This is a genomic window from Bradyrhizobium acaciae, from assembly GCF_020889785.1.
Taxonomy (GTDB): domain Bacteria; phylum Pseudomonadota; class Alphaproteobacteria; order Rhizobiales; family Xanthobacteraceae; genus Bradyrhizobium; species Bradyrhizobium acaciae.
The window spans coordinates 28,099-47,392 of sequence record NZ_JACMYK010000024.1; the positions used below are offsets into that span (position 1 = coordinate 28,099).

The 19,294-nt window shown below is 64.0% G+C and carries 19 protein-coding genes; 7 read left to right on the top strand and 12 right to left on the bottom strand.

The genetic code is table 11. From position 1 onward, the window contains the following. Genes H8A92_RS12930 through H8A92_RS12950 form a run of 5 tightly spaced genes read right to left on the bottom strand, consistent with a single transcriptional unit; the run spans position 1 to position 4,592 of the window. Complete coding sequence (locus tag H8A92_RS12930; protein WP_229196161.1) at positions 1-783, bottom strand: MetQ/NlpA family ABC transporter substrate-binding protein; 783 nt, start codon at positions 781-783, stop codon at positions 1-3. Positions 784-816: 33 nt separating this feature from the next. Continuing rightward, positions 817-1,482: a methionine ABC transporter permease gene (locus H8A92_RS12935; protein WP_163157073.1), complete on the bottom strand. Its 666-nt coding sequence runs from the start codon at positions 1,480-1,482 to the stop codon at positions 817-819. Further along, the gene (locus H8A92_RS12940) at positions 1,472-2,596 is read right to left on the bottom strand and encodes a methionine ABC transporter ATP-binding protein (protein WP_229196162.1); all 1,125 of its coding nucleotides are present in this window, start codon (positions 2,594-2,596) and stop codon (positions 1,472-1,474) included. Before H8A92_RS12940 ends, H8A92_RS12935 begins: the two co-directional genes overlap by 11 nt. A 50-nt stretch (positions 2,597-2,646) precedes the next feature. Then, on the bottom strand, positions 2,647-2,967 hold the full coding sequence (locus H8A92_RS12945) for a 4Fe-4S dicluster domain-containing protein (RefSeq protein ID WP_229196163.1): 321 nt from the start codon (positions 2,965-2,967) through the stop codon (positions 2,647-2,649). Further along, entirely contained in the window at positions 2,964-4,592 is a 1,629-nt protein-coding gene (locus H8A92_RS12950) for an FAD-dependent oxidoreductase (protein ID WP_229196164.1), read from the bottom strand. The genes H8A92_RS12945 and H8A92_RS12950 overlap by 4 nt, the downstream gene beginning before the upstream one ends. Before the next feature lie 314 nt (positions 4,593-4,906). Between H8A92_RS12950 and H8A92_RS12955 the strand changes: the two genes are divergently transcribed. Continuing rightward, positions 4,907-6,247: an LLM class flavin-dependent oxidoreductase gene (locus H8A92_RS12955; protein WP_229196165.1), complete on the top strand. Its 1,341-nt coding sequence runs from the start codon at positions 4,907-4,909 to the stop codon at positions 6,245-6,247. Between the two features lie 5 nt (positions 6,248-6,252). Here H8A92_RS12955 and H8A92_RS12960 read toward each other — a convergent pair whose 3' ends face one another. Continuing rightward, positions 6,253-7,347 carry an LLM class flavin-dependent oxidoreductase gene (locus H8A92_RS12960; protein WP_229196166.1) on the bottom strand — a complete coding sequence of 365 codons (1,095 nt, stop codon included), beginning with the start codon at positions 7,345-7,347 and terminating at the stop codon, positions 6,253-6,255. A gap of 338 nt (positions 7,348-7,685) precedes the next feature. Here H8A92_RS12960 and H8A92_RS12965 point away from each other — a divergent pair, with 338 nt between their 5' ends. Genes H8A92_RS12965 through epsC form a run of 3 tightly spaced genes read left to right on the top strand, consistent with a single transcriptional unit; the run spans position 7,686 to position 10,497 of the window. Continuing rightward, a complete protein-coding gene (locus H8A92_RS12965) occupies positions 7,686-8,915 on the top strand; it encodes an acyl-CoA dehydrogenase family protein (protein ID WP_420831319.1) in 1,230 nt (409 codons plus the stop codon). A 37-nt stretch (positions 8,916-8,952) separates the two neighbouring features. Next, positions 8,953-9,525 carry a flavin reductase family protein gene (locus H8A92_RS12970; protein WP_229196168.1) on the top strand — a complete coding sequence of 191 codons (573 nt, stop codon included), beginning with the start codon at positions 8,953-8,955 and terminating at the stop codon, positions 9,523-9,525. Between the two features lie 18 nt (positions 9,526-9,543). Further along, entirely contained in the window at positions 9,544-10,497 is a 954-nt protein-coding gene (gene epsC / locus H8A92_RS12975; RefSeq protein WP_229196169.1) for a serine O-acetyltransferase EpsC, read from the top strand. 9 nt (positions 10,498-10,506) lie between these two features. On the opposite strand, the gene H8A92_RS12980 is transcribed toward epsC, so the two are convergent. The 6 genes from H8A92_RS12980 to H8A92_RS13005 form a co-directional block, all read right to left on the bottom strand. Beyond that, a complete protein-coding gene (locus tag H8A92_RS12980; RefSeq protein WP_229196170.1) occupies positions 10,507-11,292 on the bottom strand; it encodes an ABC transporter permease in 786 nt (261 codons plus the stop codon). 82 nt (positions 11,293-11,374) lie between these two features. Continuing rightward, positions 11,375-12,241 carry an ABC transporter ATP-binding protein gene (locus tag H8A92_RS12985; protein ID WP_229196171.1) on the bottom strand — a complete coding sequence of 289 codons (867 nt, stop codon included), beginning with the start codon at positions 12,239-12,241 and terminating at the stop codon, positions 11,375-11,377. Beyond that, a complete protein-coding gene (locus H8A92_RS12990; RefSeq protein WP_229196172.1) occupies positions 12,238-13,284 on the bottom strand; it encodes an ABC transporter substrate-binding protein in 1,047 nt (348 codons plus the stop codon). Before H8A92_RS12990 ends, H8A92_RS12985 begins: the two co-directional genes overlap by 4 nt. 35 nt (positions 13,285-13,319) lie before the next feature. After that, complete coding sequence (locus H8A92_RS12995; protein ID WP_229196173.1) at positions 13,320-14,249, bottom strand: TauD/TfdA dioxygenase family protein; 930 nt, start codon at positions 14,247-14,249, stop codon at positions 13,320-13,322. Between the two features lie 97 nt (positions 14,250-14,346). Next, positions 14,347-15,783: an FAD-dependent oxidoreductase gene (locus H8A92_RS13000; RefSeq protein ID WP_229196174.1), complete on the bottom strand. Its 1,437-nt coding sequence runs from the start codon at positions 15,781-15,783 to the stop codon at positions 14,347-14,349. 305 nt (positions 15,784-16,088) lie between these two features. After that, positions 16,089-16,265 (bottom strand): hypothetical protein, encoded by a 177-nt coding sequence (locus tag H8A92_RS13005; RefSeq protein ID WP_229196199.1) that lies wholly within the window; start codon positions 16,263-16,265, stop codon positions 16,089-16,091. A 27-nt stretch (positions 16,266-16,292) separates the two neighbouring features. Between H8A92_RS13005 and H8A92_RS13010 the strand changes: the two genes are divergently transcribed. From H8A92_RS13010 to H8A92_RS13020, 3 genes are all read left to right on the top strand, one after another. Continuing rightward, on the top strand, positions 16,293-16,997 hold the full coding sequence (locus H8A92_RS13010; protein ID WP_338026538.1) for a class I SAM-dependent methyltransferase: 705 nt from the start codon (positions 16,293-16,295) through the stop codon (positions 16,995-16,997). Between the two features lie 27 nt (positions 16,998-17,024). Continuing rightward, positions 17,025-18,365 carry an LLM class flavin-dependent oxidoreductase gene (locus H8A92_RS13015; RefSeq protein ID WP_229196175.1) on the top strand — a complete coding sequence of 447 codons (1,341 nt, stop codon included), beginning with the start codon at positions 17,025-17,027 and terminating at the stop codon, positions 18,363-18,365. A gap of 84 nt (positions 18,366-18,449) precedes the next feature. Further along, complete coding sequence (locus tag H8A92_RS13020; RefSeq protein WP_229196176.1) at positions 18,450-19,268, top strand: MetQ/NlpA family ABC transporter substrate-binding protein; 819 nt, start codon at positions 18,450-18,452, stop codon at positions 19,266-19,268. Positions 19,269-19,294: the final 26 nt, after the last annotated feature.

Below are 19,294 nucleotides of genomic sequence, written 5' to 3' on the forward strand. Positions count from 1 at the left end.
TTACCAGCTCGGCAACACCGCGCCCTTGAACTTGGTCAGGACGAATTCCTTGATCTCGGGCGAGTGGTAACTATCGACCAGGATCTTGACCCAAGGCTTGTCCTTGTCGGCGGAGCGAACCGCGATCAGATTGACGTATGGCCCCTTCGGATCCTCGCGCAGGATCGGATCCTTGACCGGATCAAGGCCGGCTTGCGTCGCATAGTTCGTGTTGATGACCGCAGCATCGACGTCGTCGAGCGCGCGGGGCGCCTGGGCAGCATCGACCTCGATGAATTTCAGCTTCTTGGGATTGTCAGTGATGTCGATAACAGTCGGCTTGAATCCGACGTCGCTCTTCAGCTTGATTGCGCCCTTGTCGCGCAGCAGGAGCAGCGCGCGGCCGCCGTTCGTGGGATCGTTCGGGATCGAGACCTTGGCTCCGTCAGGGAGGTCCGTCCAGCTCTTGTGCTTGCGTGAATAGATGCCGATCGGGAAATTGACAGTCAGTCCCACCTGCTCGATCTTGTAGCCGCGATCGGCTTTCTGGTTGTCCAGATAGGGCTGGTTCTGAAAGGAATTGGCCTGGATGTCGCCGGCGTCGAGCGCGGCGTTGGGCACGACATAGTCCGAGAACTCGATCAGCTGGAGATCGAGCCCGCTCTTGGCCGCGATCGGCTTCACCGCCTCGAGGATTTGCGCATGCGGCCCGGGCGTAACCCCGATCTTGATCATTTCAGCCGCAACTCCGGTCGACCAGATCGCAACAATGCTCGTTAGCGCGAGAAAGGATCGAAACAACATCTTGGTCTCCGTGGAATAAGAATGACTATGGGGTCAGCGATTGCGCAGGCGGCGATTGACCCGGCGCGCCAGATAGTCGCCGGCCGTCTGCACGGTCTGGACCAGCGCGATCAGAACGACGACGACGGCCAGCATCATTTCGGGCATGAAGCGCTGATAGCCGTAGCGAATGCCGAGATCGCCGAGACCTCCGCCGCCGACCGCCCCGACCATCGCGGAGTAGCCGAGCAGGCTGACCACCGCGAGCGTCAAGGCGAGCACCAGGCCCGGCAATGCCTCCGGGATCAGGACCTTGAACACGATCTGCAGCGGGCTCGCACCGAACGAGGATGCCGTCTCGATCAGGCCGGCGTCAACCTCGCGGATCGCGGCCTCGACCAGGCGGGCGATGAACGGCGTCGCCGCGATCGTGAGCGGCACGATGGCTGCGCCCGAGCCGATCGAGGTGCCGGCGATCAGGCGCGTGAACGGAATGATCGCGACGACCAGGATGATGAACGGCGTCGAGCGCGCAGCATTGACGATCACGCCGAGAATGCCGTTGGCCGGCGGTGCGGCGAACAACTCACCCTTGCGGCTGGTGGCCAGGAAGATCCCGAGCGGCAGGCCCAACACGGTCGCAACCAGGGCTGCGACCGAGACCATGAACAGGCTCTCGCCGGTGGCCTGAACGATCAGGTTGATGAGTTCACGCGACATAGCCGAGACGCTCCACCAGAATGTCATGCTGAGACAGATAGGCCAGGGCTTGCCCGGCTGCAGCTTCGCCGCCGGGAATGCCCAGGATCAGCGAGCCGACATGCTGGCCGCCGATCTCGTCGATCCGCGCCGACAGCAACGCCACATCGTGGGACAGCTCGCGCGACAGCCGCGCCACCACCGTGTCGCCGGCTTCGGTGCCTCGCACCTGCACGCGAAGCACCGCCTTCCCACCGGCAACCGGCTGCAGCGAAATGCGGCTTGCCAGCGAGACCGGAACGCTGTCCCCGATCACCTCGGACAGGAAGGCCTGCGTGACCGCATGCCGGGGATGCGTGAAGATGTCGGCGACATGACCGCGTTCGACGACATGGCCACCGTCGATCACCGCGACCTCCTTGGCGAGCTGGCGGACAACCGACATCTCGTGGGTGATCAGCACGATCGTGACACCGAGCTCGCGATTGATGTTGGCCAGAAGGTCCAGGATCGCGCGCGTGGTCTGCGGATCGAGCGCCGAGGTCGCCTCGTCGGACAGCAGCACGTTCGGCCGCGTCGCCAGCGCGCGCGCAATGCCGATCCGCTGCTTCTGGCCGCCGGACAATTCGGAGGGATAACGATCGTATTTGTCGGCGATGCCGACGAGCGCGAGTAACTCCTCGACCCGAACGGCAATGTCAGCCCTGGACCAGCCGGCGATTTCGAGCGGCAGCGCGATATTGTCCGCCGCCGTTCGCGACGACAGCAGGTTGAAATGCTGGAAGATCATGCCGATCGACCGTTGCGCCAGGCGCAGCTCGCGGCCGGCCAGCGCGGAGATCTCACGACCGTCGACGACGACGCGACCGCTCGACGGCTTCTCAAGCCCGTTGATGAGGCGGACCAGGCTCGATTTGCCGGCGCCGGAACGGCCGATCACGCCGGTGATGGAGCCGCGCGCGATCGCGAAATCGATCGCCTGCAAGGCATGCACGCTCGGCTTGTCTCGATAGGCCGGATAGACCTTCGAGACGCCCTCGAAGCGGATCATGGCATCGCTTGCGCCTGATGCGAGCGAGATCGACGGCAGCGGCGCGACAGGCTGCGCCGTCGTCAGGGATTGATGTACGTTCATTCAGTCGGTCCAACTGGGAAATGGCTTCGGTCGCCGGGCACAGCCCGAACTCAATGACCAAAGAGCAGATAGCTGCGGTCGATGCCGCGGAGATCGCGCGTCTCGTCGGTCCAGCCGACCGCGCGGCGGTAACTGCCCAATGCGGCGGTTTCGCGTAGCGCGACTACGTCGGTCGGGCAAGGGGTATCCGCATGGGGCGCGACGTAAAGTGCGTCCTCGGGACAATAGAGTTCGCAGAGAAAGCAGGTCTGGCAATCGCTCTGGCGGGCGATTACCGGAATTCCATCCGTCTTGTCGAACACATTGGTCGGGCAGACATTCACGCAGATGTCGCAGGACGTGCAGCGTTCGGCGTCGATCACCTCGATCATTCCGCAGCCTCTGCGTAGCTGGCGTCAGCATGCGGCCGGACCGCGGTCCAGACCTCGTCCAATCCGCCGCTGGTCACGTAGTGGCGTTGCCGGTCGTCCTGATCCGGATAATCGTCGCGGCGATGCATGCCGCGGCTTTCGTAACGCGCCAGCGCGCTGCGATACATCCAGCGCGACGTCGCGAGCATCGCCGCGCTCTCGCGGGCGCGCAGCAGATCATCCTTGCTCGCCGCGTCGGCCGCCGATACGTCGACCCACGCCGCATCAAGCCGCGCCAGCGCGCCGTCGAGACGCGACGCATGCCGGAAGTAATTCAGCTCATACGGATAGACCTCGTCCTGAACCGCCTTCGCCAGCACGGCCGGCTCAAGCGGGCGGTTCGACCGGCTTCGGAACGCAACGGTCCCCGCGGAGGCCAGGTGTCGTTGCCGGGCCGGGCCAAGCTGCCGGGCAAAGTCTGCAGCGCCCCATCCGGCCCAGGTCCCTGACGACATCGCCCACGCAGCGTTGTGGCTGCCGCCGCCGGTGAAGCCGCCGCAGATCAATTCGCGCGTCGCCGCATCGCCGGCAGCGTAGAGCCCCGGCACGCTGGTGGCGCAGCTGTCGTCGACAATGCGAAGGCCTCCGGTGCCGCGCACGGTGCCTTCGAGCCGCAAGGTGACGGGAAAGCGATCCCTGAAGGGGTCGATAGCGGTGCGATCGAACGGCAAAAAGAAATTCGGCTGCGATGCCCGCATGTCACGCTGCACGTTGCCATCCGCCTTGTCGAGACGGGCATACACCGGCCCCTGCAGCAATGCACGGGCGATCGCCGACCGCCCGCCCTTGGATGCCGCACCGGGAACGACACTGCCGTCCTCGTAGCTGAAGGTTGCCCAGCCGTAGAACAGCGTCTTGGTCACCGATCCAAATGCCGGCGAGATCGCGTAAGCGTTGGAGAACTCCATGCTGCTGAACTCGGCACCGACCTCCGCGGCCATCAGATAGCCGTCGCCGGTCAGCACGTTCGAGCCGAGCGTCCTGCTCAGGAAGGCGCAGCCGCCGGTCGCGATGACGACAGCCTTGGCGCGCACGGTCCAACGATCGTGCTTCTGCCGGCGAACGCCGCTGGCGCCTGCAACCGCGCCGTCATCGTCGACCAACAGCTCGAGCGCAGGGCTGTGATCGAGAATGGTGACGCCGGCCTGCTTGGTGCGCTTGCGCATCAGGCGCATGTATTCGGGCCCTTGCAACGAATTGCGCTGCGGCTTGCCGCTGTCGTCGACCGGGTAAGGGTAACCCCAGGCCGCCAATCGATTGCTGTCCTGATAGGTCTGGTCGAGCACGCGCGCCATCCAGCGGCGATTCTGCAGATGTCCACCCAGCTTCTCGCGATTGGCCATGGCAGCTTCGCGCAACGCCGGATCGGGATCGACATACCAGACGCCGGTGCCGGCCGCCGCAGTGGCGCCTGACGTGCCGCAAAATCCCTTGTCGGCGAGCACGACCCGCGCGCCACGCTCCGCGGCGCTCACCGCAGCCCACGTGCCCGCCGGCCCGCCGCCGATCACCAGGACGTCAGCGTCGAACTCAACCGAGCCGCCCGGTGCGGGTCGTTGTTCGGCGCGTCGATCGTTGGTTGTCATCGTCCAGATTCTCCAAACGGCTCCGATCGCTTGCGATGCGCCGCAGCAACATCGTTACGCACGCAGGCGCCTCTGGCAATTTCAGATATTTGCGTGGACTTGGACGAAGCTTCCCCTGCCGCAGCCAAGGGAAGAATAATTATGCACCGGCGCGGAGGACATTTCGTTCAACGCCGAAGCAGAACACGAGTTTTGCCCGCGAACCGCGCGGTGGAGGCGGATATTTCTTTTTGCATGCACGCTTCGACCGTTCGTTTCCTTGCGACGCGACAAGCGATATCTCGAAAACCAACTCATTTCACCGCGTGGCAAGCATGTCCGATCGTCAGCTTCATCTCAATGTCAATCTGCTGCACTCCGGCGTCTATGCGTCGGCCTGGCGGCTGCCCGAAAGCGATCCGCGCGCCTGCTTCGATGTCTGCCACTACGTGCGCGTTGCGGAGATCGCCGAGCGCGGCAAGCTCGATGCGATCTTTCTTGCCGACACACCGGCGATCACCGACCGCATCGACTATCGGTCCTTCATGTCGATGGAGCCGACGATCGTATTGGCGTCGGTCGCTGCGGCGACGAGCCATATCGGGCTGATCGCGACCGCCTCGACCACCTATAACGAGCCCTACAATATCGCGCGCCGCTTCGCGACCCTGGACCTCGCGAGCGGCGGCCGCGCCGGCTGGAACGCGGTGACCACGGCCGACGCGGCAGCCAGCCGCAATTTCGGCCTCAACAACGTGCTCGAGCACAAGGCCCGCTACGAGCGCGCCAAGGAGTTCGCCGAAGTCGTCCATGCGCTGTGGGACAGCTGGGAGGACGATGCCTTTGTCGGCGACAAGACCACTGCCCGGTTTGTCGACACCGCTAAGGTTCATCCGATCGCGCATCGCGGCGCTCATTACTCCGTGGCCGGTCCGCTCAATGTGCCGCGCTCGCCGCAGGGCAGACCGGTGACCGTTCAGGCCGGCGGCTCGAGCGACGGCCGCGACCTTGCCGCGGCGCAGGCCGAAGCCGTGTTCACGCTGGCGCAGACGATCGAGGAAGGCGTCGCCTATGCGCGCGATCTGCGCGCTCGCGCCGCAGCTTACGGCCGCGCCAGCGACTCCATCGTCATCCTGCCGGGCCTTGCCACCGTCATCGGCAGCACCGAAGCCGAGGCGAAACGGCGGCAGGATGAGCTGTGGGAGCTGGTCCCGATCGAGTACAGCCTTGCCCGCCTCGCCGGCACATTGCAGGTCGATGCTGCAATCCTCGAACTCGACAAGCCGCTGCCCGATCCGCTGCCGCTGCCGGCCAACGCCAACCACACCATGTTCCAGGGCACGGTGAACATCGCGCGGCGCGGCAACCTCACGGTCCGGCAATTGCTGCGAGCACTCGGCGGCGGGGTCGGACATCGGATCATCGTCGGCACGCCCGAGCAGATCGCCGACGATATCGAAGCCTGGTTCAAGGCAGGCGCCGCCGACGGCTTCAATCTGATGCCGGACGTGCTGCCGACGGGATTGGAGGTCTTCGTCGACAACGTGGTGCCGATCCTGCAGCAACGCGGCCTGTTCCGAGCGGATTATGCCGGCACCACCTTGCGTGAGCATTTCGGATTACCGCGGCCGACGAGCCGTTTTGCGCGCCGGATCGAGGCCGCGGCAACCGCGTGACGCAGTTACCGCGAGCCTGCCAGCAGCGCCGGAGCGCTATTCGCGACAGCCGGTGATGCGGCGCGAACGCGCGGGATGATCTCTTTCGCAAAGCGCTCCATCTCGGCCTCGAAGGGCTGGAATTGCAGCATGAACAATTCGATGCCGGCGGCATGGAATGCCCCGATCCGGGCCGCGACCTCGTCATAGCTGCCGACCAGCCCTGCAGCGGTGCCGCCGTTGCTGCCGACCCGTTCCGACTTCTGCATGGTCTGCATCATCACGACCTTCGGATCGGTGTTCTGACGCTGGATCGCCTTCACCGGTGCATCCTTTCGCGACAACTCAAGCAACCGCTCATAGGCAGCTTGCGCCTCGGCCTGCGTCTCGCGCGCGACGACGAAGGCGGACAGTCCGAAGCGAAGTGGCGATGATATCCGCTGCCGCGCAGCGACGTCGGCAATGAGGCCAGCCACATCCCCAAGCGGCTGCCCGTTGATGAACCAGACGTCGCCATGGTCGGCAACCAGCGCGCGCGCCGGCTCCGACTCGCCGCCGACATAGATCAACGGTCGCGGCCGATAGCGGCTCGTGGGGCGCAACAGATAGTCGCGGACGTCGAAATGCTCGCCCTTGTAGGTCAACCGTTCGCCTTGCATCAGGCGCGAGACGATCGTGATCCACTCCCGGCCATAAGCGTAACGGGCGTCGTGCTCGGCAAAGCCGATGCCGGCCTTGTCGAGCTCGGGCCGGTTCCAGGCATTGACCAGATTGATCGCAAAGCGTCCGCGGCTGATGTTCTCGATCCCGAGCGCGAGCTTTGCGAGCACCACCGGGTGATAGAGATACGGCTTGATGGCCGCGATGATCTCGATGCGGCTCGTCAGTGCCGCAACGGCGGCCGCCGCGCTCCAGGCTTCGAGCTGATCGAAATCCTCCTGATGCGGATTGATCGTGTGCTGCGCAATCAGCGTGGAGTCGTAGCCCAGCGCTTCTGCGGCAAGCACGAGATCGCGATTGCGCTCCCACGATGCGTCATACGGCTCCTCCGGATCCTGATAGGCGGCGCGCGAACCATGGACCAGTGCCCAGATGCCAAAGCGAAGCGGTCGTGCCGACATGCCGTTTCTCCGATTTCCCTGACGTTCCACCGTGATCTTTTCGGAGAAGCACGAAGGCAGATCAAGCGGCGACGCATCAAAAGATTTTCCTTGCCGCCGCACGCGCGCGCATGAAGCAGAACAACTCTGCACCCAACGACAATTGGAATACCGCTCTATTTCGGTTCGGCACAAATCGTGGGACAGTTTGCGAAGCATGAACTGCGCGCTCCTTCGATCGACGGGCACCGTCGCTCGAGAGAACGAAGAACCATGTCGCGCAAGATCAATGTCACCGACCATCTTGCACGGCTCGATCAAAAACCGACCAATCAACCAACGCCATTCGGATGACATCCATCAACAAGCCTGTATCCGTCACTTCGCTGGAGTCCTCCGACCGCCTCGGCAGTCACGCGCCCGATATCGACGCGCTGCTCGGTCGCATCGCCGAAGGGGCCAGCGACCGTGAACGCGAGCGCGTGCTGCCGTTCGCGGAGATCGACCTCATTCGCAAGGCCCGCCTTGGCGCTCTGCGGCTTCCGCTCGAGGCCGGCGGCGCCGGCCTGTCGATCCGCGCCCTGTTCGAGATCGTCATCCGCCTCGGCGAGGCCGACGCAAATGTCGCACATATCCTGCGCAACCATTTCAGCGTCGTCGAACGCCTGGTGCGCCGTCCGAAGGACGAACAGCACAGACAGTGGCAGAAGGCGGTCGCCGACGGCGCGATCATCGGGCTCGCCGCCACCGAGCTCGACACGCCGAAGGTCGGCAACGTCACGCCGAACACGACGCTCACCGCCGACGGCGACGATTACCTGCTGAACGGCACCAAATACTACAGCACCGGCACGCTGTATTCGGACTATGTCCTCGTCCGCACCGCCGATGCAACCGCGACCAATGCGGCCGTACTGATTCCGGTCAAGCGCGACGGCATCGAGCTGGTCGACGATTGGGATGGTCTCGGGCAGCGGCTGACAGCGACCGGCACCACGCATTTCCGCAACGTGCGCGTCAAGCGGCAGGAGGTGGTGTTCGATGCACCGGATGCCGGCTACGGCATTCCCTACTCCAACACGTTTGCCCAGCTGTTCCTGACCGCGATCAACGCCGGCATCGCGCGTGCCGTGCTGCGCGACGCCACCGCCCTGGTGCGGGCTCGCAAGCGGACGTTCTACTATGCGCCGAGCGAGGTTCCGGTGGACGATCCGCTGCTGCAGCAGACCGTCGGCCAGATCGCGAGCGGCGCGTTCGCCGCCGAAACGGTCGTGCTCGCGGCAGCTGAAGCGCTCGATGCCGCCACCGACGCCTTCGATGCCGGCGACACAAACGCGGTCGAGGCCGCGCACAGGGCCGCGCTGCTGTCGGCCAAGGCGAAGATCGTTGCGGATGAATTCGCGATCCGGAGCGGCAGCCTGCTGTTCGACGTCGGCGGCGCCTCCGCCACCAAGAAGGCGACCAATTTCGACCGCCACTGGCGCAACGCGCGCACGCTGGCGTCGCACAATCCGAACACCTTCAAGACGCGCTCGATCGGACAATACGAGATCAGCGGCACGCCGCTCCCCGCCAAGGGCTTCTTCTAGCGAGGTCCAGTCCGGCGCGGCAAGAAGGAGACCCCCGATGAACAAGCCGGATATCCACCTTGTCGATGCCGATCACGAGATCGAGCGGCAGTTTCGCCTTGTCATGCGCCGCCTCCCAGGTGGCGTTTGCATCATCACTGCAGGACAGGGCGAAAACATCACCGGCATGACGGTCACCTCGCTGACATCGCTCAGTGCGAGCCCGCCCCGGCTGCTGGTCAGCATCAACCGGCAGGCATCGGCCTTCGCACCGATCGCCCGCCACCGGCAGTTTGGCGTCAACATCCTCGGCTCAGACCAGCAAGCCCTCGCCGAACGTTTCAGCAATGGCCAGCTCAGGGGCAGGGAGCGCTTCGAAGGGACCGACTGGACGTATGGAGCCTCCGGCGTGCCGCTGCTGCGGCGGTCGCTTGCCGTCGTCGAATGCCAGGTCGAGGAGATCATCGAGCGACATTCTCATGGCATCATCGTCGGCCGCCTCTCCAGCATGGAGGTCTCGCATCGGCTTTCCGGGCTCACCTACTGGAACGGACAGTATGTCCAGATCGATCACGAAGCCGATCTCGATCTGTTGGCCGAAGTCAGCATTCCCTTGGCGCATGTCCGCTAACACAGGGAAAGGCACAGCATGAAGCGCGAAACGCCACCACCCTCGCCCGCAGCGTTGGCCGGCGCGGTCGGCAGACGACCGGGCCGCTGGCAGCTGGACCGCATCGTCGCTGAGTTGCGCACGTCCCGTGAGGAGACCCACAGCATCCGGCGTGACGGTGAGCCACGCCGTGCGCCCTCGCGCGACGCGCTCGAGGTGATCCTCGACGGCCTCACCGAGGCGTTGTTTCCGCGTCACTACGGCCAATCTGACCTCGACGGCGAGAACATCGACTATTTCGTCGGCAACACGCTGAGCACGGCACTTGATTCGCTCAGCGCGCAGATTCACCGCGGCGCATTGTTCGTCGGCGACGAGCTGGAGCCGGGCTTTGTCCACGAGGAGGCGATCGAACTGACCCGAGGCTTCGCCACCCAGCTGCCACAGGTCCGCGGACTCCTGATCAACGATCTGCGTGCTGCGTTCGTTGGCGACCCGGCGGCGCGGAATTTTCCGGAGATCCTGATCGGCTATCCCGGAATGACTGCCATCATCCACCATCGCATTGCCCACCTGCTCTACCAGATCGGCGCTCGGCTGGTGGCTCGCCTGATGTCGGAGATCGCTCACACCAGGACCGGCATCGATATTCATCCCGGCGCCCGGATCGGCTCCGGTTTCTTCATCGATCACGGCACAGGCGTCGTGATCGGCGAGACCGCCATCATCGGCAACAACGTCCGGGTCTATCAGGCGGTCACGCTGGGCGCGCGCCACTTCCCGACCGACGACGAGGGCCTTGTGATCAAGGGCGACGCGCGTCACCCGATCGTCGAGGACGACGTCGTGATCTATGCCGGCGCAACCATTCTCGGCCGGATCACGATCGGCCGTGGATCGACCATCGGCGGCAATGTCTGGCTGACCAAGGACGTGCCGCCGAACAGCATTGTAACGCAGGCCACCGCACGAAACAGTTCGAGCGGCGGCTGAACCGCGACCTCACTCCGAGACCGGCGCCTTCCATCGCATCAAGCGCTGCTCCAATGCCTCCAGGACGACATTGAATGCCAGCCCGATGACGGTGATCCCGATTATGCCGAAATACATTTGCGGGATCAGGAAACTGTACTGGCTGTTGATGATGAGATAGCCGAGACCGGCCTTGGCCCCGACCATCTCGGAGGCTACCAGCACCAGCATGGCCGAGGCGCTGGCGAGGCGAATGCCGACAAAGATCGTCGGCAGCGCCGCCGGGAGGATCACCTTGCGGAACAGCTGTTGCGGCGTCGCCCCCATGGTCCGTGCCGACTTGATCAGGAGCGGATCGACCTGCTTCACCGCAGCAATGGTGTTGAGCAGCAACGGCCAGGCGCAGCTGTAGACCACCATCGCGATCTTCGAGAGCTCGCCGATGCCGAGCAGCAGGATGAACACGGGCAACAGCGCGAGCGGTGCGGTATTGCGGCAGATCTCGATGAACTGGTTCAGGAGATCGCCGAGCCGGGTGTACCAGCCCACGGCGAGTCCCAGCGGGACGAACAACACGACCGACAGCAGAAACCCGCTCAGAGCCCGGAGCAGGCTCGCGGAGACGTCGTCATAGAGTTCGCCGGTTTGCGCGAGCTGCCAGCCCGAAGCGATGACATCGGAGAATGGCGGCAGGAACACCGCGTCGATCCAGCCAAGCCTCGGAGCAGCCTCCCAGACGGCCAACAGAACGATCAGCAACAGGGAGCGGCGCCCGAAAGCGGTCAAGCCCGGGATCGCGGCGCGAGCCGCGCTCACGAGCGGTGATGGTCGAGGATCCACCCCCGTGAACGTGTCTCGCCGCCCATGCGTGAGTTCCAGCAATGTCAGCATCTCCAGACTAGACATGAGCGACTTCCTTCACATTGCGGTCGACACGGCTCGCGTCAGCACTCCCGGTCGGTTGCCCCTGCTGCGCTTTCTGCACTTCCTCGCGAAGCAGGCTCCAGATCTCGTGACGCACAAGACCGAATTCCGGCAGCGAGCGTACATCGTCGACTGCGCTGCGCAGGAGTTCTGGAATATCGACAATCTGCTTGATCCGCCCCGGGCGCGACGTCATGACGGCCACACGCTGTCCGAGCACGACCGCCTCATCGATGCCGTGAGTGATGAAGATGATCGTCTTGCCGGTGGCCCGCCAGATCCGGAGCAGCTCGCCCTGCAGCGTTTCGCGCGTTTGGGCGTCGAGCGCAGCGAACGGCTCGTCCATCAGCAGCACCTCCGGATCATAGGCGAGGCTCCGCGCGATCGCGACACGCTGCTTCATGCCACCGGAGAGCTCATGCGGATAGCGGTCGGCAAAACCGGACAGACCCACCAGGTCGAGGAAATGCCGCGCGATGTCGCTGCGCTGCTTCGGCTTGAGGCCGGCGATATCGAGCCCAAACTCGACGTTCTGCGCGGCCGTGCGCCAGGGAAACAACGCGTATTGCTGGAACACGACGCCGCGGTCGCGCCCGGGCCCGACGATCGGGCGCCCATCGAGCAAGATGCGACCGCTCGTCGGCGCCGCGAGCCCGCCGAGCAGATCGAGCAGGGTCGACTTGCCGCAGCCGCTTGGGCCGACCAGGGTCAGGAATTCGCCGGAACGCACGTCGAACGTCATGTCTTCGAGCGCGGTGAAACGTCCCGCCGGGCGGCCCCCTTCGCCTCGCGTGACGAACTCCTTGCGGACGCTCTCGAAGCTGATCTTGACCGAGCTCATCGCGCCTCCGCCGTCTTCCCGGGACGGAAATAGTTGAACTCATTGGTGTAGGTGTCCGAGGCCTTGATCTGGCCCGGCTTGAGCAGGCCATCCTTCACCAGCCAGTCGATCCAGATCTGCAGCTCGGCATCCGAGATCACGCCGCCCTTGGACGCAACGCCTGTGCTCTTCCAGTACTTGATCGATGAAGCATCCTCGTTGCGCTTGCGCTCCGCGATGATCCGGTCGAACCGGGCACGCACCTCATCCGGCGGTGTCGTCTGCGCCCACTGGATGGCACGTGATATCCCCTCCACCAGCTTGCGGGCGGTATTCGGATTGTCCTTGATGAACTTGTCCCGCAGCACATAGGCTCCGCCGGTGAACTGGCCGAACAGATCGGTATCGTTGAAGAGCGAATGGATCCCACCGCGCTCCAACGCCTTGTCGCGCAGCACGCCACTGAGCGCGCTGACCTCGACCTGCCCCTGCCGGAGCGCCTGCTCACCGGTGACAGGCGGGACCGCCACCAACGTCACCTGCTTCGCCTCGCCGGCGCCGAGGCCGTTCCGCGCCAGATACTCACGCAGCACGAACTCCAGATGGGCGCCAAGGGTATTGACCGCGACCTTCTTGCCGATCAGGTCGCGGGCCGTCTTGATCGGGCTGTCGTCCTTCACGAAGTAGCCGTAATAGGTGTTGGCGTCGGAGCCGTAATAGCCGACCACGGCCTTGATCGGTGCCTTCGCCGCGATCAGCTTGATGATGGCGCCATAGAAGGCGCCGCCGATGTCGATGTCGCCGGTGACGACGGTCTGGATGTCCTGGGGTCCGCTGATGGTGTTGCCGACCCATTTGAGCTTGAGCGGCGCCAGATAGCCGAGGTCTTCGGCAAGCTCGGTGAACGTCACCTGCCCGGCCCAGCCTTGATAGCGGATCTCGGTCTTCTCAAGCGGCGGCTCGGCGAAGGCCGGCGCGGCCACACCCAACGCAAGGGCGCCGGCCAGCAGAGATCGCGCGGCCCTGCGCGCGGCGAGAAACCGCGCACGAAGGATCTTCATCATGGCATTCATCCTGGTCACTCCGAAAGCTGAACCGATCAAGCAGCCCTGGCGGTCTGCGGCTTCGGCGATTTGATGCGTGTCACGCTGTGGCGACCGTCAACGCTACGCGGCACGTCGCCGTCGATGGTGGCGCGGCGGACCACGCGGTGCTGGTCACCGTAGTCGTTGACTGCGTAGTGTTGCGTCGCGCGATTGTCCCAGATGGCGACGTCTCCAGCACGCCAGCTCCAGCGCGCGGTGTTTTCGGGCGCCGTGACATAGGACTGGAACAGATCGAACAGCTTCTGGCTGTCGTATTTCGGCAGACCGACGAACCGCTGGACGAAATTTCCGAGCACCAGGGTATGCTCACCCGTTTCTGGATGGACGCGCACGACCGGATGCTCGGTCTCAAAGATCGTTCCGGTGAACACCTCGTCGAAGTGCTTCCGGTCGGCATCGGTTGCGCGAGACTTCACCGCATAGTCATAGGCGTTGCTGTGAACTGCCCAGAGCTCGTCGGCGAGCTTGCGCAGCGGCGCAGGCAGGTCGAGATAGGCAGTCGCCGTGTTCGACCAGACCGTGTCGCCACCGTAGGGCGGGATCACCACACCGCGCAGCACCGAGATCTTCGGGTAGGCATCGACGAATGTGACGTCGGTATGCCACTGGTCGGCGCGGCCACCGCCCCGCCCTGAATCCAGCTCGAGGATCGACGACGTACCCTTGGTTGCGCCGATCGTTGGATGCGGCACCAGCTTGCCGAGCCTGACTGCGAAACGCTCCTGCTCGGCATCATCGAGGTGACCCTGGTCGCGGAAAAAGATCACCTTGTGCTCGAGCAGCAGCTCGTTGATGGCGCGGATGACCTCGTCGGGAAGATCACCCGACAGCTTCACATTTCTGATCTCGGCACCGAGTCGGGCCGTGCGCTTGACGACATCAGCGCGCGGGATGACGTTGTCGATGGTGGTCGTGTTGCTCATGATTAGGCTCTCGTCGCCGCGATCCCCTGGACAAGGCTCCGCCGTGCGCCGGTCGCGGAAGCGACGACGGAGATGAATGATGTGGTGGCGAACCTCGCTATTCCGCCGCGACGTGCTGTGGCGGCCGCCACACGGCCGGTGCATAAAGCTCGGCGGCGAAGTCCTCTGCTATCTCTCCGTTGATACGGGCCTCGTGAGCGGCGAGGTCGGCCAGGAACAGGTCGCGGCTGATCCTGGCCGTGATCCCGGGAATGTCGCGCTTGAAGCTCGGCACGTCGCCGATCGGCATGCCGAAGCTGACAAACGCCGCGGGATTGAAGACGTGGATGTCCCTCAGATACGGCGCGCGGCCCGGCACCTTCTCCAGATATTCGTGGCCGGACCCGAGATACGGATAGGTCGCCAGCGTGTCGTCCTTCTCGCCGTCATGCGGCGTGAAGCGATCCCGCCACAGCAGGATTTCGTCGGTGAAATCGCGCAGCTCCGGCTGCGCACCGAGATCGACGGAATAGCCGGTCCCAGCAATCGCGAAATCGAACGCGAACTCCCCATGCGAGGTAATCGCGGCCGGTCGTCCGCCGTTCAATTGCGTCGAGATCCACGGCGCACCGAGATGCAGATGAAAATTCGGAAAGGCCACCGCGCGCGAGATCGCATCCGGTGGCGGGGTCGAGCCGGCCTGCCGGAATCGGACCGCCTGGTGCCAGCGCACCGCATCGGGCAGACTACCGTAGTTGTCGTAAGCACCAGGGTAGCCACGGATGCGAATGACCGGCAATGAAGCCAGGGTCGCCCTGCGTGCAAACAGACGAACGTCGCGCGCTCCGGCTTCGAGCGCCGTGGCGGCGGCATCGAAGGCCGATGCCGCACTCCCGATCACGGCAACGCTGAGGCCGCGCAACGCCCTGAAATCGATCTTCTCCGATGTGTGCGCATGGAATTGCTTCGGCAGGGCTCGCAGGACATCAGGGACGTAACCACCTCCGCTGCCTGCGAAACCGGTCGCGAGCACCAGCTTGCGTGTGGTCTCGATGGTCGTCGCGCCGTTGCGCTCCAAGTGGAGCCGCAGATGATCGGCCGCGGGTTCGATGCGGAGCAAACGCGTACCGTAGCGGATGGCGGCGCCGGTCGCGCGGCGATACCAGTCGAGATAGGCGGCCCAGTCGAGCCGCGGAATGCGGTCGAGCGCATCGAAGGCCGCCGCGCCATGGCGTGTCTCATACCATGCCTGGAAACCGAGACCGGTCAGGCCGAGTTCCGGACCCTGCAGCGTCTTCGGCGTGCGGAGCTTGTGCATTCGCGCGCTCGTCAACCACACACCGGCCTTGCTGGCGTCGGCCGCGGCATCGATGACCGAAACCTTGCCGATCCCCGCCCGCCGAAGCGCAAACGCGAAGGCCGAGCCGGACTGACCGCCGCCGACCACAACGACGTTGTGATCGATGCCATCGCGATCGGGTACCCAGTTCTGCGGGTCAGGCCCGATCAGCCGAAGGGCTTCGCGGGCGACGCTGTCGGGATCGGATTGCGGCATGAATGGACCACCTCGCTTTGACGGGACAAATCGTAAAAGCGATCGACGTTCAGTCAATGAAACGAAACCAGCTTTGTTTTCGACGCCGGACAATGTTCACGTCGCCGACGACGCTTGCATTGAAATATTTGCGATGATCGTAACCCGATCGACCATCTCGCGCACGTTGTGACCAACGGGATCGACGCGATCGAGCCGGAACAGGCTTCAAATTGCGCGTCGTTCGGATCGGTACGACCGCACTCATCTCCGGTAAACGACGAACTCATCACGTTCATGCTCGCTTGCTGCGCAACAACGCAAATTCATTTCATCGACGTCGACATAGAGTCGGGCGCAACGTACGCGCCTGATGTCAACGCGCGGCGAGAAACGATGGATCTACCGACATGCCGCGAACCGCAGGCGACATCAGTCTTGAGCACGATACTCCAGAGCTTGCCCGCTCCTATGACGAAGCGGGCCTCGTTCAATTCCGCCATGGCAAGTTCCTGATCGGACCGCTCGCCATCAAGTCAGGCGAACATGTGCTCGACATCGGGACAGGAACGGGACGGCTTGCGGAGTTCGTGGCGGGATTGGTCGGCCCGAACGGGCGCGTGATCGGGATCGATCCGCTCGCCGGCCGCATCGAGATCGCGCGCCTTCGGCAGGGGGATAATCTCCAGTTCGCGACCGGGCGGGCCGAAGATCTCGCGCGCTTCGATGACGCGCAGTTCGACGCCGTCTACCTCAACAGCGTCTTCCACTGGATCTCCGACAAGGATCGCGCCCTGCAGGAGGTCCGGCGGGTGCTCAAGCCCGGAGGCCGTCTCGGATTGAATGTGCAGGATCCGTCGCATCCGCACCAATCGCGGGTGCTGCTTCGTCGCGCGATCGCCGAAGCGGGTCTTACCGGCGACCGCCAGGACTCCAACCCGGTACTTGGGTCGACGGACGAGGAGCTCAAATCTCTGTTCGCTGCACACGGCTTCACCGGATACCGCAGCGAGCTACGTGCGCTGATCGATATCCACGACGATGCCACCTCGCTGCTGCAATGGTCCGAGGCAAGCGCATTCGGCAATTTTCTCGAAGCATTCACGACGAGCGAGCGCCAACAGATCCGCGGTGCATTTGCGCGGCTCGTCGAAGAGAAGCGGACACCCGAAGGCTTGAAGCTGGAGCGTTACCTGCGCTTCGCGTTCGCGCACAAGGCGCCGTCCCGTCAATAACAAGCAGCAGAATTTGCGAGCCTCGACATGAACAAACGACAGCTTTCCCTCAATCTCTTCATCTATCCCGGCGGCCATCACGAAGCGGCATGGCGCTACAAGGGGTCCGCCGCGGATCGAATCCTCGACGTGACCTACTATCAGGAGCTGGCGCAGCGCGCCGAGGCGCAGAAGTTCGACGCGATCTTCTTCGCCGACGGACCCGCGCTCGCCGACAACGTCCGCTATGCGCAGCGCTTCCGTTTCGAGCCGATCACCTGGCTGGCCGCGATTGCCGTCGCCACCAAACGCATCGGCCTGATCGCAACCGCATCGACCACCTACACCGAACCCTACAATCTTGCCCGCCTGTTCGCCTCACTCGATCATCTCAGCGGCGGCCGCGCCGGCTGGAACATCGTGACCACGAGCAACGCGCTGGCGGCGCAGAATTTCGGGCTGCCCGAACACCCGCCCCATCACGAACGTTACGAGCGAGCGCGGGAATATCTCGATGTCATCACGCGGCTGTGGGACAGCTGGGAAGACGACGCCGTGGTGAACGATCCCGCGTCCGGCATTTTCGCCGACACCGGAAAGATTCATTCGATCGATCATGTCGGAAAGCATTTCCGGGTGCGCGGCCCGCTCAACATCTCGCGGACGCCGCAGGGACGGCCGGTTTATGTCCAGGCAGGCTCGTCCGATGACGGACGCGCCTTTGCCGCGCGCTTTGCCGAGGCGATCTTCACTGCGCATCAGACGCTCGCGAGTGCCCAGGAGTTCTATGCCGACATCAAGCGGCAGGCACGAGCCTTCGACCGCAGTCCCGATCAGGTCAAGATCCTGCCCGGTATCAGTCCCTTCATCGCCAGCACGCAGGCCGAGGCCGACCGGCTCCAGGACGAATTCAACGAGCTGATCCAACCGGAATACTCGTTGACCCAGCTTCGTCAGATGATCGGGCTCGATCTCTCCGGCTTCGACCTCGACGGCCCCTTCCCGCGCCATCTGATCGACACCGGCAGCGCCCGCGGCGTGGCGAGCCGCTTCAAGCTCGTGGTCGACATCGTCGATCGCGAGAAGCCGACCATTCGCCAGCTCGTGCAGCGGCTGGCCGGTGCGCGCGGCCACTGGGTGATCGCCGGGCCGCCGGAGAAGATCGCCGACAACATCCAGACCTGGTTCGAGAACGGTGCCGCCGACGGCTTCAACGTGATGCCGCCCTGGCTACCCGGCGGCTTCGATATCTTCGCCGAGCAGGTGGTGCCGATCCTGCGCAAGCGCGGCCTGTTCCGCGAAGAGTACACCGGAGCGACGCTGCGCGACCATTACGGCCTGAGCAGACCGGAGAGCCTGTTCTCGGGATCGATCAAGGCGATCGCGTGATCGCCTGACGATGCCGCGGCACGGCCGGCCTCGTGTCGGCCGCGATCGATGTTTGCCTCAGCACCTAAGGATTTGACGGTTCCAATGACGACGATGCGTTCCCTGTTCCGTTCCGCCGTTCTGCTTCTCGGCGCCCTCACCGGCGCTGCCCTGCACGCGGAGACACCAGCCAAAGCCGATCTGAAAGTCGGCTTCGTGCCGGGTCCCTACATCGATGAGTTCAAGGTTGGCGTCGCGCCGGAGCTGGAGAAGAAGGGGTACCGCATCCGCTATCTCGAGTTCTCGACCGGGTTGGAAGCCAACAATGCCGTGTTCAAGGGCGAGATCGACGCCAATGTCATGCAGCATACCATCTTCCTGAACTCGTACAACGAGCGGCAGCAGACCGACCTCGTTGGTATCGTCCACGTGCCGACGCCACCGATGGGGCTCTATTCGAAGAAGCACGCCGTGGGCTCGCCGATCAAACCCGGCTCGACCGTGGCCGTGCCCAACGATCCCGTCAATCTGCAGCGCGCGCTCTGGATCCTGCGCGATCTCGGGCTCGTCGAGATTCGCGACTCCAAGCCGGTCGAAGTCAGCGAACTCGACGTGATCAAGAACCCGGGCGGCATCAAGATCGTGCCACTGGAGGCGGCCCAAGCACCGCGTGCGCTCGACGATGTCGACTTCGCCGCGATCCAGGGCAATTTCGCGATCTACAGCGGTCTGAAACTGACCAATGCGTTCGCCCTGGAGAATATGACGACGCCCTACATCAATGTGGTCGCAGTGAAAAAAGCCAACACGGATGCTCCGTGGGCACAGGACATCGTTGCCGGCTACAAATCGCAGACCTTCAGATCCGCGATCCTGTCGGATCGGTTCTATGACGGATTTACCCTGCCGGATTACCTGAAATGACGATCTGACGGTAGTCCCGCCTGCGA

Bases quoted from the DNA above. Each gene is read 5' to 3' on its own strand.
- H8A92_RS13020 (WP_229196176.1), top strand. From the start codon at position 18,450: ATGACGACGATGCGTTCCCTGTTCCGTTCCGCCGTTCTGCTTCTCGGC.
- H8A92_RS13005 (WP_229196199.1), bottom strand. From the start codon at position 16,265: ATGGCGGAATTGAACGAGGCCCGCTTCGTCATAGGAGCGGGCAAGCTC.
- H8A92_RS12985 (WP_229196171.1), bottom strand. From the start codon at position 12,241: ATGAGCTCGGTCAAGATCAGCTTCGAGAGCGTCCGCAAGGAGTTCGTC.
- H8A92_RS12935 (WP_163157073.1), bottom strand. From the start codon at position 1,482: ATGTCGCGTGAACTCATCAACCTGATCGTTCAGGCCACCGGCGAGAGC.
- H8A92_RS12960 (WP_229196166.1), bottom strand. From the start codon at position 7,347: ATGTCGGCACGACCGCTTCGCTTTGGCATCTGGGCACTGGTCCATGGT.
- H8A92_RS12970 (WP_229196168.1), top strand. From the start codon at position 8,953: ATGAACAAGCCGGATATCCACCTTGTCGATGCCGATCACGAGATCGAG.
- H8A92_RS12955 (WP_229196165.1), top strand. From the start codon at position 4,907: ATGTCCGATCGTCAGCTTCATCTCAATGTCAATCTGCTGCACTCCGGC.
- H8A92_RS12945 (WP_229196163.1), bottom strand. From the start codon at position 2,967: ATGATCGAGGTGATCGACGCCGAACGCTGCACGTCCTGCGACATCTGC.
- H8A92_RS12930 (WP_229196161.1), bottom strand. From the start codon at position 783: ATGTTGTTTCGATCCTTTCTCGCGCTAACGAGCATTGTTGCGATCTGG.
- H8A92_RS13015 (WP_229196175.1), top strand. From the start codon at position 17,025: ATGAACAAACGACAGCTTTCCCTCAATCTCTTCATCTATCCCGGCGGC.
- H8A92_RS12940 (WP_229196162.1), bottom strand. From the start codon at position 2,596: ATGAACGTACATCAATCCCTGACGACGGCGCAGCCTGTCGCGCCGCTG.
- epsC (WP_229196169.1), top strand. From the start codon at position 9,544: ATGAAGCGCGAAACGCCACCACCCTCGCCCGCAGCGTTGGCCGGCGCG.
- H8A92_RS13000 (WP_229196174.1), bottom strand. From the start codon at position 15,783: ATGCCGCAATCCGATCCCGACAGCGTCGCCCGCGAAGCCCTTCGGCTG.
- H8A92_RS12950 (WP_229196164.1), bottom strand. From the start codon at position 4,592: ATGACAACCAACGATCGACGCGCCGAACAACGACCCGCACCGGGCGGC.
- H8A92_RS12995 (WP_229196173.1), bottom strand. From the start codon at position 14,249: ATGAGCAACACGACCACCATCGACAACGTCATCCCGCGCGCTGATGTC.
- H8A92_RS12990 (WP_229196172.1), bottom strand. From the start codon at position 13,284: ATGATGAAGATCCTTCGTGCGCGGTTTCTCGCCGCGCGCAGGGCCGCG.